At 66.8% G+C, this 14,255-nt stretch carries 16 protein-coding genes; 10 read left to right on the forward strand and 6 right to left on the reverse strand.

What is annotated here, in order from left to right:
* Positions 1–243: HNH endonuclease signature motif containing protein (locus A5732_RS04055; protein WP_142256548.1), on the forward strand; the 243-nt coding region annotated here is incomplete at its 5' end.
* Between the two features lie 48 nt (positions 244–291).
* Here A5732_RS04055 and A5732_RS04060 read toward each other — a convergent pair.
* Both A5732_RS04060 and A5732_RS04065 read right to left on the reverse strand, forming a co-directional pair.
* Entirely contained in the window at positions 292–723 is a 432-nt protein-coding gene (locus tag A5732_RS04060) for a TIGR03618 family F420-dependent PPOX class oxidoreductase (protein WP_081388710.1), read from the reverse strand.
* 129 nt (positions 724–852) lie between these two features.
* The gene (locus tag A5732_RS04065) at positions 853–1,617 is read right to left on the reverse strand and encodes an SOS response-associated peptidase (protein WP_076100845.1); all 765 of its coding nucleotides are present in this window, start codon (positions 1,615–1,617) and stop codon (positions 853–855) included.
* 68 nt (positions 1,618–1,685) lie between these two features.
* Here A5732_RS04065 and aroA point away from each other — a divergent pair, with 68 nt between their 5' ends.
* Together aroA and rsgA are read left to right on the forward strand one after the other, a co-directional pair.
* Positions 1,686–2,981 (forward strand): 3-phosphoshikimate 1-carboxyvinyltransferase, encoded by a 1,296-nt coding sequence (aroA, locus tag A5732_RS04070; protein ID WP_076053739.1) that lies wholly within the window; start codon positions 1,686–1,688, stop codon positions 2,979–2,981.
* Positions 2,978–3,973, forward strand: coding sequence for a ribosome small subunit-dependent GTPase A (rsgA, locus tag A5732_RS04075; RefSeq protein WP_076100848.1), 996 nt, complete (start codon positions 2,978–2,980; stop codon positions 3,971–3,973). Before aroA ends, rsgA begins: the two co-directional genes overlap by 4 nt.
* Here the strand turns inward: rsgA and A5732_RS04080 are convergent.
* Positions 3,957–4,433 (reverse strand): winged helix-turn-helix transcriptional regulator, encoded by a 477-nt coding sequence (locus tag A5732_RS04080; protein ID WP_076100851.1) that lies wholly within the window; start codon positions 4,431–4,433, stop codon positions 3,957–3,959. The two genes, rsgA and A5732_RS04080, sit on opposite strands and share 17 nt — an antisense overlap.
* 98 nt (positions 4,434–4,531) lie before the next feature.
* Between A5732_RS04080 and A5732_RS04085 the strand changes: the two genes are divergently transcribed.
* Genes A5732_RS04085 through A5732_RS04095 form a run of 3 tightly spaced genes read left to right on the forward strand, consistent with a single transcriptional unit; the run spans position 4,532 to position 7,221 of the window.
* Positions 4,532–5,728, forward strand: a complete 1,197-nt coding sequence (locus A5732_RS04085; protein ID WP_076100854.1) for a thiolase family protein — start codon at positions 4,532–4,534, stop codon at positions 5,726–5,728.
* 13 nt (positions 5,729–5,741) lie between these two features.
* Positions 5,742–6,722 (forward strand): carbon-nitrogen hydrolase family protein, encoded by a 981-nt coding sequence (locus tag A5732_RS04090; RefSeq protein ID WP_076100856.1) that lies wholly within the window; start codon positions 5,742–5,744, stop codon positions 6,720–6,722.
* The gene (locus A5732_RS04095) at positions 6,709–7,221 is read left to right on the forward strand and encodes a DUF302 domain-containing protein (RefSeq protein WP_076100859.1); all 513 of its coding nucleotides are present in this window, start codon (positions 6,709–6,711) and stop codon (positions 7,219–7,221) included. The genes A5732_RS04090 and A5732_RS04095 overlap by 14 nt, the downstream gene beginning before the upstream one ends.
* On the opposite strand, the gene A5732_RS04100 is transcribed toward A5732_RS04095, so the two are convergent.
* From A5732_RS04100 to A5732_RS04110, 3 genes are all read right to left on the reverse strand, one after another.
* On the reverse strand, positions 7,218–9,419 hold the full coding sequence (locus tag A5732_RS04100) for a molybdopterin-containing oxidoreductase family protein (protein WP_076100862.1): 2,202 nt from the start codon (positions 9,417–9,419) through the stop codon (positions 7,218–7,220). The genes A5732_RS04095 and A5732_RS04100 overlap by 4 nt on opposite strands.
* 126 nt (positions 9,420–9,545) lie before the next feature.
* Positions 9,546–10,451, reverse strand: coding sequence for a metal-dependent hydrolase (locus A5732_RS04105; protein WP_076100864.1), 906 nt, complete (start codon positions 10,449–10,451; stop codon positions 9,546–9,548).
* 4 nt (positions 10,452–10,455) lie between these two features.
* Positions 10,456–11,595 (reverse strand): hypothetical protein, encoded by a 1,140-nt coding sequence (locus A5732_RS04110; RefSeq protein ID WP_076100866.1) that lies wholly within the window; start codon positions 11,593–11,595, stop codon positions 10,456–10,458.
* A gap of 119 nt (positions 11,596–11,714) precedes the next feature.
* On the opposite strand from A5732_RS04110, the gene A5732_RS04115 reads away from it, so the two are divergent.
* From A5732_RS04115 to A5732_RS04130, 4 genes are all read left to right on the forward strand, one after another.
* Entirely contained in the window at positions 11,715–12,335 is a 621-nt protein-coding gene (locus A5732_RS04115; protein ID WP_076100867.1) for a TetR/AcrR family transcriptional regulator, read from the forward strand.
* Between the two features lie 55 nt (positions 12,336–12,390).
* On the forward strand, positions 12,391–12,999 hold the full coding sequence (locus A5732_RS04120; RefSeq protein WP_076100868.1) for a TetR/AcrR family transcriptional regulator: 609 nt from the start codon (positions 12,391–12,393) through the stop codon (positions 12,997–12,999).
* Positions 12,996–13,820 carry a hypothetical protein gene (locus A5732_RS04125; protein ID WP_076100871.1) on the forward strand — a complete coding sequence of 275 codons (825 nt, stop codon included), beginning with the start codon at positions 12,996–12,998 and terminating at the stop codon, positions 13,818–13,820. Before A5732_RS04120 ends, A5732_RS04125 begins: the two co-directional genes overlap by 4 nt.
* 88 nt (positions 13,821–13,908) lie before the next feature.
* Positions 13,909–14,255 (forward strand): SDR family NAD(P)-dependent oxidoreductase (locus A5732_RS04130; RefSeq protein WP_142256549.1); only part of this gene is annotated, 347 nt, incomplete at its 3' end.

Below are 14,255 nucleotides of genomic sequence, written 5' to 3' on the forward strand. Positions count from 1 at the left end.
TGCGAAGTCCACCACGTCACCGACTGGTCCACATGCCACACCACCGACGCCGACCAACTCACCTTCGCCTGCGGCCCACACCACCGCCTGCTACGACCCGGCGGCTGGACCACCCGCAAAAACGCGCGCGCCGACACCGAATGGACACCGCCGCCGCACCTCGAACGCAACCAGCCCCGCACCAACACCTTCCACCACCCCGAAAAGCTGCTGCGCGATGGAGACGACGATGAGGCGGCATAGCTCAACACGTCCCATTTCCGGAACGGTGAACCTATGTGAACTTGACGTTCAGGCCGCCCATGGGCCCACGCCACCGATTTTCTCGATCGTGATGTGAGTCAGGTATCCGGAGGGTGCGCCAGGCGGCGGGAACCCCGTGCCGGGGCCGAAGATAGTCGTGGCGATCTCGTCGAGTAGTTCGGGGGCACCGCCCTCTTCGATGCGAGCCGTGCCCCTGATCGACAGATAGGGTGTCTGCGGCCCGCTGCGGTCGGTGGACGCGATGGTCACCGCCACGCGGGGATCACGCCGGATGTTGCGGATCTTCTGATGCTCCTGCAGATGAGCGGTGACCAGCTCATCACCGCCGTCGGCTGTACTCTGCACCGTCACCCAGACCAGGCTGACTTGCGGGCTTCCGTCTCGATTGATCGTGACAAGCGTGGCCGGGTCGGACCCGATGAGTTGGCGTGCGCTGTCGTCGAGTTTTATGACGTTCATTGTGTTCTCCTGATTCGTCGTATTTGCGGGCATCTCGGTTGCCTATCCATACGACGAAGAAGTGGTGCGTGATCCGACAGCCGAAGCGCGACGCGAATCGCGCCTGGCGATGAAGCGGCTGAGGCAGCGCTACAGGATTTTCATCTGCTCGGGCTGCGGCTCGGCCGGCTCGAGCAACTGCGGGCCGTTGTTGCGGACGTTGTTGACCAACGTCGACACCTCGCGCATCCGGATGGCGCGCACATCGGGGGTGCGGGCCAGCAGGCGCTCGTCGATCGCGGCATCCGGGTCCAGCCACCGGTCCCAGTCGCGTTCGGGCAGCACCAGCGGCATCCGATCGTGAATCTGTGCCAGCTCCCCCGGCGCGTCGGTGGTGATGATCGTGCAGCTCAGCAACGGCGAAGCGTCCTTGGCCGGTTTCCAGACCGACCACAGGCCCGCCATGAACAGCGGCTCGCCGTCTTCGGAGTACATGAAGAACGGCGTCTTGCGGGTCTTCTTGCCGGCCGCGTCGTCCGAGTTGACCCGCCATTCGTAGTAGCCGTCCATCGGGATCAGGCAGCGCTTGGACTTGGCACTGGTCCGGAAGGCCGGCGACGTGGTGACCTTGTCCGCGCGGGCGTTGATCAGCATCGGGCCCTTGGTGTCGGGCGCGCCGTCCGCACCGGCCTTGGCCCACGGCGGCACCAAGCCCCAGCGCATCAGCCGCACCCGCCGCGTCGGCTGGTCCTCGGGCTCGGAATGCCGGGTGACGACCGTCGCGATGGTCGAGGTCGGGGCCACGTTGTAGTTGGGGGCGCTCGAGGCCGCATCGGCGCCGGTGGCCTCGTCAATTGCCTTGATCTTCTCGGCCAGCAGAGCCGGATCGGTGGTCACCGCGAACCGTCCACACATAAGACCCATAGTGGCAGAGCCACGAAGACCTATTGGGGCAGAAACCGGTGACAGGCGATGATGGACCGGTGACGACATGGACGGCCCCCTTGGCATCGCAGCCCGTGCAGGCGACCGTGACCGTTCCGGGTTCGAAGTCGCAGACCAACCGGGCCCTGGTGCTGGCGGCGCTGGCGGCCGCGCTGGACTCGGGGTCCTCGACCATCAGCGGGGCGCTGCGCAGCAGGGACACCGACCTGATGATCGGGGCGCTGCGCACCCTGGGCTTGCGTGTCGACGGTGACGGGACGGAGCTGACGGTCAGCGGTCACGTCGCACCGGAGACGCCGGCGCAAGTCGACTGCGGCCTGGCCGGCACGGTGCTGCGGTTCGTGCCGCCGCTGGCGGCGCTCGCCGAGTCGGCGGTCGAGTTTGACGGCGACGAGCAGGCTCGGGCACGGCCCATCGCGCCGCTGCTGGGCGCGCTGCGCGGGCTCGGCGTCCGGATCGACGGCTCCGGACTTCCGTTCCGGGTGCTGGGCGCGGGTTCGATCACCGGCGGCACCGTGGAAATCGACGCCTCGGCGTCGTCGCAGTTCGTCTCCGGGTTGCTGTTGTGCGCGGCCTCGTTCGCCGAGGGATTGACCGTGCGGCACACCGGCGCGGCACTGCCGTCGGCGCCGCACATCGCCATGACGGTGGTGATGTTGCGTCAGGCCGGCGTCGAGGTCGACGACTCCGTGCCCAACCGCTGGACGGTGCGTCCGGGGCCGGTCGCGGCGCGGCACTGGGAGGTGGAGCCGGACCTGACCAACGCCGTCCCGTTCCTGGCGGCGGCCGTGGTCACCGGCGGCACCGTGCGCATCACCGGCTGGCCGGCGAACAGCGTGCAGCCCGCCGAGAACATCCTGGCCGTCTTGGGCAAGCTGAATACCGTTGTCACGCAGGATGGTTCGTTCCTGGAAGTACGCGGTTCCGGAGACTTCGGCGGGTTCGACGTCGACCTGCGCGCGGTCGGCGAGCTGACGCCGTCGGTGGCCGCCCTGGCGGCGCTGGCGACGCCGGGGTCGGTGTCGCGCCTGTCCGGCATCGCTCACCTGCGCGGCCACGAGACCGATCGGCTGGCCGCGCTGAGCGCCGAGATCAACCGCCTCGGCGGCGACTGCACCGAAACCCCCGACGGTCTCGAGATCACCGCGACGCCGCTGCGTGCCGGGGTGTGGCACTCCTACGCCGACCACCGGATGGCGATGGCGGGTGCGATCGTCGGTCTGCGGGTGGACGGGGTCGAGGTCAGCGACATCGGCGCCACCAGCAAGACCCTGCCGGACTTTCCGCAACTGTGGGCCCGCATGCTCGAGCCAGGGGAAGAGCGCGGCATGTGAAGCCCGGCGACTACGACGAGTCGGATGTCAAGATCCGCTCCGGCCGGGGCTCGCGCCCGCGGACCAAGACCCGTCCCGAGCACGCCGACGCCGAGGCCGCAATGGTGGTCAGCGTCGACCGCGGCCGCTGGGGATGCGTGCTGGGCGGCGACGTCGATCGCCGGGTCACCGCCATGCGGGCGCGCGAGCTGGGCCGCACCCCGATCGTGGTGGGCGACGACGTCGACGTGGTCGGCGACCTGTCCGGGCGGCCGGACACGCTGGCCCGCATCGTGCGTCGCGGGGAGCGGCGAACGGTGTTGCGGCGCACCGCCGATGACACCGATCCGACCGAACGGGTGGTGGTCGCCAACGCCGACCAGTTGCTGATCGTGGTGGCGCTGGCCGATCCGCCGCCCCGCACCGGGCTGGTCGACCGGACGCTGATCGCCGCCTACGCGGGCGGGCTCAAGCCGATCCTGTGCCTGACCAAGACCGACCTCGCCCCGCCAGAGCCGTTCGCGGAGCAGTTCGTCGACCTGGATCTGACGGTGGTGGCGGCCGGCCGCGATGATCCCCTGCCGGCCGTGGCGGACCTGCTCGCGGGCAAGATCACCGTGTTGCTCGGGCATTCCGGCGTCGGCAAGTCCACCTTGGTGAACCGCCTGGTGCCCGACGCGGACCGCGCCGTCGGCGACGTGACCGACATCGGCAGGGGGCGGCACACGTCGACGCAGTCGGTGGCGCTGCCGCTGACCGAGCCGCTGGGCACCACCGGGTGGGTGATCGACACGCCGGGCATCCGTTCCTTCGGGCTCGCCCACATCCAGCCCGATGACGTCATGATGGCGTTCTCCGACCTGGCCGAGGCCATCGCGGACTGCCCGCGCGGTTGCGGGCATATGGGGCCGCCGGCCGACCCCGAGTGCGCGCTGGACACCCTGACCGGGCCCGCCGTGCGCCGCGTCGCCGGGGCGCGCAGGCTGCTGGCTGCGCTCAACCAGACTTCTTAGCCAGCCGCATGCCCAGCTCGTCGGGCGGCACCAGATGGCCTTCCGCGCAACGGATTTCGACGCTCACCTCGGCGCCGCAGCCCAGGTGGGTCAGCCGCAGCCGGTTGCGGCCCGGCAGGTAATGCCTCCCCCACTCGAACAGCGACCACACCACCGGCATGAAGGCGGTGCCGGCGTCGGTGAGCACGTACTCGTCGCGGCTGCGCTGCCCGGGCTCCCGATAGGGCTGGCGCCGTAGCAGCCCCAGCTCGACCAGTTCACTCAGCCGCGCCGAGGTGGCGGCCTTGGTGATGCCCACCCGGCGGGCGAAGTCGTCGAACCGGGTGGTGCCGTAGTAGGCCTCGCGCATGATCAGCATCGCGGATTTAGTTCCGACGACCGCCATCGTCTTCTCGATCGCGCACTCGCCCACCGCCGACCAGGCGTCGCGGTCGGCCAGCGGTCCTTGCAGCAGTGTCATCTAAATCACCTCCGCACCTGGGTTGCTTTAAGCATACCGAGGTGTTTATCTGGGTACAGGATTCTATACCTAGATCGAGATCGACTCGAGGAGGAGTCATGACGAGCCATCCCAGTTTCGGGGTCCGCGACGCCGTCATCGTCGGAGCCGTCCGCACCCCCATCGGCAAGGGCAAGGCCAGTGGCGCGCTGCACGACGTGTTGCCCGCCGATCTGCTGGCCCACAGCCTTCGCGAGCTGGTGGCGCGCACCGGCGTGGATCCGGCCCAAATCGACGACGTCATCGCCGGCGCCGTCACCCAAGTCGGTGACCAGGCGGCCAACATCGCCCGTAATGCGCTGCTGGGGGCGGGTTTCCCGGAGTCGGTTCCCGGTGTCACGATCGACCGTCAATGCGGCAGTAGTCAGCAGGCCATCAGCTTCGCCGCCCAGGGCGTGATCGCCGGCGCCTACGACCTGGTCATCGCCGGCGGCGTGGAGTCGATGAGCCGCGTGCCGATGGGCACGCAGGTGCTGCCGGGCAGCAACCCGATGGGCGAGGACATGACCCGGCGCTATCCCGACGGCCTGGTGCCGCAGGGCATCAGCGCCGAACTGATCGCCGCGAAATGGGGCTTCTCGCGCGCCCAGCTCGACGAGTTCTCGGCCGGCAGCCACGAGAAGGCCGCCCGCGCCACCAAGGAAGGGCTGTTCGACAACGAGCTCATCCCGATCGCGGGGCTGGCCACCGACGAGATCATCCGCCCCGGCACCACGGTCGAGACGCTGGCCGGATTGCAGCCGGCGTTCTACAGCGACGCTGCCAAAGCCCGCTTCCCGCAGATCAATTGGGAGATCACGCCCGGTAACTCCTCGCCGCTGTCCGACGGCAGCGCCGCGGTGCTGATCGCCAGCAGCGAGGCCGCCAACAAGCTGGGGCTGCACCCGCTGGCGCGGATCCACACCGCCACCGTGGTGGGCTCAGACCCGCTCTACATGCTGACCGGAGTCATACCGGCCACCGAGAAGGTGTTGTCGAAGGCGGGTCTGACACTCGCCGACATCGACCTGTTCGAGGTGAACGAGGCGTTCGCCCCCGTCGTGCTGGCCTGGGCGCACGACACCGGGGCCGATCTGGCCAAGACCAACGTCAACGGCGGGGCGATCGCGATCGGTCACCCGTTGGGCGCCAGCGGCGCTCGCCTGATGACCACTCTGGTCAACGCGCTCGAACAGCGCGGCGGTCGCTACGGGCTGCAGACGATGTGCGAGGGCGGCGGCATGGCCAACGCCACCATCATCGAGCGGTTGGGCTAGAAAGGCCACGACGATGTCCGTAATACGCGCGGCCGCAGTGCAACTCAGCCCGGTGCTGTACAGCCGCGAGGGGACCGTGGAAAAGGTGGTCTCCAAAATTGCTGAGCTGAGTACCCACGGGGTCCAGTTCGCAGTTTTCCCGGAGACGATCGTGCCCTACTATCCGTACTTCTCTTTCATCCAGCGTCCGTTCGAGATGCGTCCGACCGAACACCTCAGGCTGCTGGATCAGGCCGTGACGATACCGTCGCCGGCAACCGATGCGATCGGTGCCGCGGCTCGGGCCGCTCATATGGTGGTGTCCATCGGCGTGACCGAGCGCGACGGCGGTTCGCTGTACAACACGCAGCTGTTGTTCGACGAGGACGGCACCCTGCTGCAGCGGCGACGCAAGATCATGCCGACGTACCACGAACGCATGATCTGGGGTCAGGGCGACGGCAGCGGACTTCGGGCCGTCGACAGCGCAATCGGGCGCATTGGGCAGTTGGCCTGTTATGAGCATTTCAACCCGCTAGCGCGCTACGCCTTGATCGCCGATGGCGAGCAGATCCACGCGGCCATGTGGCCGGGATCGTTTGGCGGCGACTTGTTCGCCGAACAGATGGAGGTCAGCGTGCGCAACCATGCGCTGGAGTCCGGTTCCTTCGTCGTGAACGCCACCGGTTGGCTCGACGCCGATCAGCAAGCGCAGATCATGACCGACACGGGTGGTCCGATCGGCCCGATCTCGGGCGGCAATTTCACCGCGATCATCACGCCGCAGGGTGTGTGTTTGGGCGAACCGCTGCGATCCGGTGAGGGCAAGGTGATAGCTGACCTCGACTTGTCGCTGATCAACGGCCGAAAGGCCTTGATGGACGCCGTCGGCCACTACAGCCGACCAGACCTGCTCAGCTTGGTGGTGGATCGCACGCCGCACCTGCAGGTGCATGAACGCGTCGAGCAACTCGCCGATATCGCAGCAGAGGAGAACCAAAATGTCTACGTCTGATCCCCCCGAAATCCGCTTCGACGGCGTGCGGGTACGTTACGACAGCGCCAAGAGCTACGACGAACTACGTGCCGGGTTGCTCGCCGACATCGGCGAGCAGCCGGTGCCGATCAACGACATCGCGACGTCCACCGGCGACTGGCATTCTTACCAGGAGCGCGTCGAATCTCACGTCGGCCCAAGCGGATTCATGTTGTTTGGCCTGGTCGACCATGGCGCCTGGATCACCAAGGCCGGCATCGACCGCAAGGCGTTGCGCGTCATCCTCGGCAACCCGCTGATCGCGATCACCATGCTGCGCCACGACGTGGCGGCCGGATTGTTCGCCCCGGTCGAACTGTTGTTGCTCGATGAGGGTTCAGGCAGCAGCCTGACCTACGTCAAGCCGTCGTCGCTGATGGTGGTCGAGTCCAATCCCGAGTTGCTCAGCGCCGCAGAGAAACTCGACGCCAAGCTGGCCGCGCTGGCCGAGAAGGTAACCGGCGGCTTGGCTGCCTAAAATTGGGCAGCCGTGTCCAGGGCTTCGATTCGCACCGGCACGCCCGTCAGCCATGCCATCCCCGATAGGTATTCGACATCCCCGGGGTCACTCGAGGTCAGCTGGTTGACGTTCGCGCCACCCGCCCGATTGGCCACTCGCCAGGACCCGGTTCCCTTGTGGCCCCAGCCGTGCGGCACGGCGATCACCCCGGCCATGATGTCCTTCGTCGTGGATACGGCGACGGTAATCGCACCGTAAGGCGACGAGATCCGCACCGGGTCGCCGTCGGCGATTCCCAGTTTCTCGGCGTCCTCGACATGGATAAGGGCCCGCTGCGTACGGTCGCCGCGCATCAGGAGCGGCGAGTTGTGCATCCAGGAGTTCTCAGAACGCGGCTCACGCATACCGATCATCGTCATCGGGTAGCCGTCGGGCTGGTGCCGATTCGCGAGTTTGTTGACCTCGTCAGCGATGTCATTATTCGTCAGCTTGATGCGCCGTGAGAGGTAGGCGACGGCGTTTCGCAACACGCCGGTCCGAATGTCTGGTGCCACAACCACTCCGTGCGGATGCTGCTCCACCAGTCGCCTCAGCGTCAACCCACCACGACGCAGGCCGAAACGGTCGCCGCCCTGCGACATGCGGATGAGAACGTCCATCAGGATTCGCGGCGTGAGTGTGATCCCGAAGGCTCCCATCGCTTTTCGCATTGCCGCCAGCATCGCAAACGCCGGAACGGTGCGCGCGAGGCGCTGCGTCAGGTCGTCGACAATGTCCCATTCTGGCCGCGCTTCACCCGCCGGTGCGACGACGGCCCCGGTGGCCTGGCGAAACGGCGTGGCCTGGAATCCCTGGAAGGTGTACGGGAAGTCGTCGCGTTCGTACATGGTGGTGGTGGGCAGGATGTAGTCACAGTGGGCCGTGGTCTCGGTGACATAGAGGTCGAGTCCCACCGATAGCTCCAGCGTCTCGAACGCGGCTTCGAGTTCGCCGCCATTGGGCACCGAGAGAACTGGGTTGCCCGCCGAGACGAACATTGCCTTGATCTGGCGATCACCCGGTGTGGTGATTTCCTTGGCCATCAGTGCGGCGGGTTCGGAGCCGATCGCGTTGGCCATGCCGCCGATGCGAGATCGATTGCGACGGTATGAACGCCGCAATGCAAAACCCATGATCGTGTTCTGCCACCGCTCGCCCAGTGTCTCCATCGAACTGAACACGGAACCGCCGGGCGTGTCGAGATTCCCCGCGATGAGGTTGACCGCGTCGATGAGATAGGTGGTCAGTGTTCCGGATCGCCCGATACACGTGCCCAGCCTGCCGTAGATCGCCGCGCGATGGGTGCGAGCCAGGTCATGTGCGAGCGCCCGGACGCTGTCGGGGTCGATGCCGGTTTGGCGGGCGGTCATCTCGGGGGTGAACGGCTGGGACAGGACGCGCAACCAATCGATCCCGTCGGCTTGCCGGCTTACGGCGGCGTGGTCGACAAGATCTTCGGCGAACATCACCTGCACGAGGGACAGCAAGAGGAACGAGTCGCTGTCCGGGACGATGCCCAGCCACTCGAACGCCGCGGCCGTCTCGGTGCGGCGCGGGTCGACGACCACGACGCGTCCGCCGCGCTTGACGATGTCGTGCATGCGGTCCTTGATGCGCGGGGCGGTGAGAAAACTACCGTGCGACACGACGGGATTGGTACCCATCAGGACCAACAGATCGGTGCGGGTCAAATCGGGTATCGGCACCGATGTCGGCACGCCGTAAAGCAACTGGCTCGCGATCAACCTGCTGTTGGTGTCTTGAGACGAGGACGTGAAGTAGTGGCCGTGGCGTCCAATTCCCTTGATGAACATCAGCGCGGCGAATACGTGCGCATAGCTGAACGCGCCCGGGTTGCCCATGTACCAGCCGACTGCCCCCGATCCGCGCGCTCCCAGGAGCGCCGCCAGCCGTGCGGCGATGTCGGTCAGCGCCGCGTCCCACGTCGTGGGTTCGAAGCCGTTCGGGGTGCGGCGCAGGGGCGTCGTGATCCGGTCGGGGTCGTTTTGCACCTCGGCGAATGCGATGCCTTTCTGGCATGCGAAACCCGCCGACAGTGGATGTTCCTTGTCCGGACGAAGTGCGACGAGACGCCCGTCCTCAACCGTGGCGATCATGCCGCACAGCGGCTCGCAGATGCGACAAAAGGTCGGCTTCTGCTCCGTCGCGGGCGCCATTGTCACACCATACTGTAAGAATTACAGTTTTGATTACCAATCCGCCAATGCCCGTCGGGAAGGGTAGCTAGGCCCGGGTTCGACCACCAAGGGTGACCGGCGACTCCTCACCGCACGGCGCGCCGGTCAGTGCTGACTCGAATACCAGTGGCATACGTCGTCGCCGCGGTTGTAACGCTCGAACCAGCGGTCGGCGAACTCGGGAAGTGGTTCCTTCGCTGGGTTATGTAATGGCGTCTGGCTCATCAGCACCCGGGCGGCGGTGCCGAGTTTCTGCTTCCAGGGCACCGTGTGCAGCGCGGGCTGCACGCGCTGCACCGTGTCCGCATCGCGTCTCGCCCGTACCTTGCCGAGAATGCCACTGAGGGGGGCGAAATCGCGTGCGTCCACGCCCCGTTCGGATAGGGGCACGTTGGCGTCGATGCTGTCGAACAGGCGGGTGGTGACCTGCATCAGGTGTTTGACGACGCGGGCCAGCACCCGCAGCCGGTACAGCTTGTCGTCGACTACCGCGTTGTAGACGACCAGCGCCGAGCTGCGGTGTTCGACCTCTTCGACGAAGTGCCACATCAGCAGCGAGGCCACTCGCTCGTCGCCGTGGCGAAACAGCGTGGCCTCGTTGTCGAGCAGCATCTTGAAGAACGGTGTGAACGTTGCTTCCAGGTCCGCGACGTAGGCCAACCGGAAGTTCAGCGGGGTCGTCTCCGTCAGGTGGTCATACGAGGCGACGGCCTCGTCGAGCGTTTCCTGCAGGCCGGGATGGCTTCGAGTCAAAGCCCGGATGTGCTGGCGGTGCGCGTTCGCGTGTTGGGCCTCCTGGCGCAAGAACGCTTCCGCTTCGTCGGCGACAGCGGCGTCGGTGATGCGCGGCATGGCCTCTCGCACGGCGGAGACGAGCATCTTTTCGAAGCAGATCGCCATGATCGAGACCATGTTCATGTAGGTCGAGAAGGCGGGGTTGCCCGCGTTCCAATTGAACGGCACCTCGCCATCCAGGTCGAAGCGGATGCGCCGAATTTCCAAGCCGGTCATGGCGTTACCTCGTGCCGGTCAGCTGCTTGCGACGGATGAGAGCCGACGGTCGGACGGCGCGCACGGTCACCGACATCGTCAGTGCGACGGCGAGCAGGAAGCACGCCATCGCATAGACCAGGTTGCCGGTGGGTGCGCCGTCGGGCGTGAGGCCGTGCGAGGCCTTCAGGTAGGCGGGCATGGCCGACAACCACAGCCCACTGAGCACGATGAGGAATGCGGACCCGAAGATGGCGACGAAGGGGTTGCGCGCGCCCGGCGTGAATGCGGAATTGCGCCACTGCCGCAACAGGATAGGGATCGCCACCACGGCGAACGCACCCAGAATGGCGAAGTACAGCGCCCGCCGCAGCGCACTATCGGGATGTTCGCCACCGGCCAGCAATATCGGGAGGTTGGCGACCACCAGGCCAACCGGCACCAGCACCGCCACGCCGAATGTGCGGCCGGTCAACGACATTCGCCTCAGCACGCGGCCCCGCTCAATAGGCCGGGTCACCAGGAGCTGGGTGAACAGCGCGACGCAGGCCGGGCCCACGGTGGCGAACAGCAGGACGCTGCTCATCGGCACCGAAGCCAGCATCGGACGGTTGATCGCGTTGTCGGTGTTCCACGCCCACCAGCGCAGTTGCGGACCCAACTGGTCGAAGATTTCATAGAAGCAGTTGTGCACGAATCCCACGCACACCGCGCCGACGATCGCGCCCCAGTCCCGGAATACGCCAAGGCTGCGAACCACCTCGTAGGCCAGCGTCATCATCGCGGGGTACAGCGCGACGATGTAGATCGGCAGCCGGTCGTACATGAACTGGACCGTGAAGACGTTGTGCGCGAAGACCGCACCGATGGAGCCGTCGACGCCGAAGAGGGTCGGAAAGTACAGGGGCGGCTCGACGATGAGCAGGTAGATGACCGTGGCGAACCAGATCACGATGTTGGCGGGGTCCCCCTCGCGGCGTAGCCGGCGGATCGCCCACCAGAGCGCCAGCACGGCGCCCGCGACGACCAGCAGTTCGATTACCGGCAGCGTCCAATTGGCCAGTCCGAACGGATTTCTCAGCGTCACCCATGGCGAGGCGTGCTCGCAGCCGAACCCCAGGCGGTTGGCGATGCGTTGGATGTCGTCGCTACATTGACCGCTCATCGTTGGGCGTCCTCAGTTATTGGCGCGCGCACGAGCACATACGCGCTTACCGAAAGCTTGACGATACATATCTAGCAAAAGTGTGTCGCCGATGTCCAGCCTCGATTACATTCGCAGCTATGCGGACCCACGGATGGCAGGGAAAGCCGCCGAGCAGCGACGAGGACGCCGTCGCGCGGATCGTGGCGGCGGCCGACCGCTGCGTGCGACGCCGCGGCGGGCAGACCACCATCGCCGACGTCGCGGTCGAACTCGGGGTCAGCAGGAAGACGGTGTACCGGTACTTCCCCAGCACCACGGCGTTGCTGCGAGCGGCGGCCACGCAGGGGACGCGAAAGTTCTTGGAAACCATGGCGACTCGCTTGAGCACGATCGACGATATCGCCGAGGCCATCGTCGAGGGCGTGGTCCTCACCGTCACCGCGGTGCCCGACGAGCCGTACCTGCAACTCCTGCTGGATGAGCCGTCGCACGCGCTGCTGCGCAGCGTCACCTCGGAGACGGCGCTGCGCATCGGGCAGTCGATCCTCGTCGAGAACACGTCGATCGACTGGGAGCGAACACCGATGGCGTCGCAAATCCTGGACGAATTGGTCGAATGGGCGCTGCGTGCGGTGCACTCGTTCATGTCCAACCCCAGCGATCCCCCGCGGGACGAGGACGAACTTCGCGGCTACCTGCGGCGCTGGCTTGCGCCGGCGATCCGGGACTGGGCGGAAAACCCGGCGAGCGTCCGTTGAAGCTTCACTGACGCCCGTCATTGACGACCGTCAGTCATGGGCGTACGGTGCCTCCATGGGGTCAGCACGCGCGCCATCCGCGACCGGATCGCCGGGTGGGAGCGTCCGCGAAACGCGCCGGCTGGAAACCCGCGCGCGGCTGTTCGACGCGGCGCTGGCCGAGATTTCGCGGCGCGGGCTGGCCGCCGCCGATGTCAGCGCGATCGTCGCCGACGCGGGCGTGGCCCGGGGGACGTTTTATTTCCACTTCCCGACGAAGGAGCACGTTCTCGTCGAGGTGGAGCGTGTCGAGGAGACGCGGATCATCAGCGAACTCGGCGACGCCACGGGCGATCTCGCGTCGGTCCTCTCCCGGCTCGTGCATCACGTACTCAGCGCTGAAAGTCGCTTGGGCGAAGCGGTTTTCCGGGACATGCTCGGATTGCACTTCTCCTCGACCCGTCCGGTCGAAGACGAGCTTGCCCAGCACCCGGTCGGACAATTCCTAGTGGGCGTCATCAGTCGGGCCCAAGACGCGGGACAGGTCGACCCCGGCGTCGACGCGGCCGAACTCGCGACGTTCTTCCTCACCGGACTCTTCGCGCTGCTGGCCACCGGGGCCCACGATGCCGCGCTGTTAAGCCGTTACGTGACAACGATTGTCAAAGGAATGGAGAAGCGATGAATCCCACCGACATCGAAGGCTACCGGGACTTCCTGGCCAAGCGTGACGGCGAAGCCGATCTGCTCAACAGGCGGCTGGCCAACCGCGAGCAGTTCTTCAGCGACATCGAATCCAATCCCGTGCGGTCAGCCCATCCCGCCGACCGAACCACCTTCCTGCGCAACCTGCGCCGCCGACGACCCGAACCCGGACTGGACGCCAAGATGCTGTTCCTGCTGGCAACCGCAAAGCTCAATCAGGCGGAGCGGTTCGGCGTGGGGCTGGGCGAGACCTACGGGCGCAACAGCGACGAGAGCGTGCCGCCGGAGCGCGTCTACCTCGAACTCGAAGAGCACTACCACACCCGGCTGCTGGCCTACGCGCTCGACGTGTTCGACCTGACCTTCCAGGTCGTCCCGCCGCCCTTCGTGATACGCCAGTTCGTCAAAGCGAACGTGTTCCTGCCCGAACGGCTCGGCTTCATGTTCGTCGGAGCCGCGGAGATGGCGGGATGCATCCTGTTCGACGAATTACGCCGCGCCGGCACAAGGCTTTTCGCCGACGAACCCGACGTCGCCGAGCGAATCGAACTGCTCTACAGCGAAATCCTCACCGACGAGATCGGCCACGTCGGCTACTGCGCGTCTCGCTGCACGTCCGCGGAGCGGGCGATCATGCGCCGAATCTATCCCCTCATCGGTCGGCTCTTCGCCCGTCAAACCGCGGAGATAAGCCTGCTCATCGATCCAAAGGCGTTGCACGCGCGGCTGGACCGCCCCTTCGATGTCGAGGAACTCACCGCCGACCTGGACAACGAGACCTACCTCGTCACACACCCCTGACAACGGGAATCGCTTTACCCGGGTGCACCGCGGGAGTATCGTTCGCGAGTGCCAGCCAGGCGGGCGGGCACGGTCGGAGGTAGCGCCGATGGGTCGCGTCGCGGTGATCACCGGTGCCAGCCGCGGCATCGGCGCGGCAACCGCATTGGACATGGCGGAGCAGGGTTTTCGGGTGGTCGTCAACTACCGGTCCAGCGCCGCCGAGGCCGACGAGGTGGTCGCGGCCGCAACCGCGGCCGGTGGTGAGGCCGCCGCGATTCGGGCCGATGTCACCGAACCCGACGATGTCGCCGCCATGGTCGGCGAGATCAACACGAGGTGGGGCGGGGGGGCCGGGCGCGGGGGCCCCGGCCCCGGCGGGGGGTCCCGGCCCGCGCCGCCCGCGGCGGGCGCGGGGGGGCGCGCGCGCGCGCGGGGGGGGGGGGGGCCGCTGGC

The sequence above is a fragment of the Mycobacterium colombiense genome, from assembly GCF_001953985.1.
Lineage (GTDB): Bacteria > Actinomycetota > Actinomycetes > Mycobacteriales > Mycobacteriaceae > Mycobacterium > Mycobacterium colombiense_B.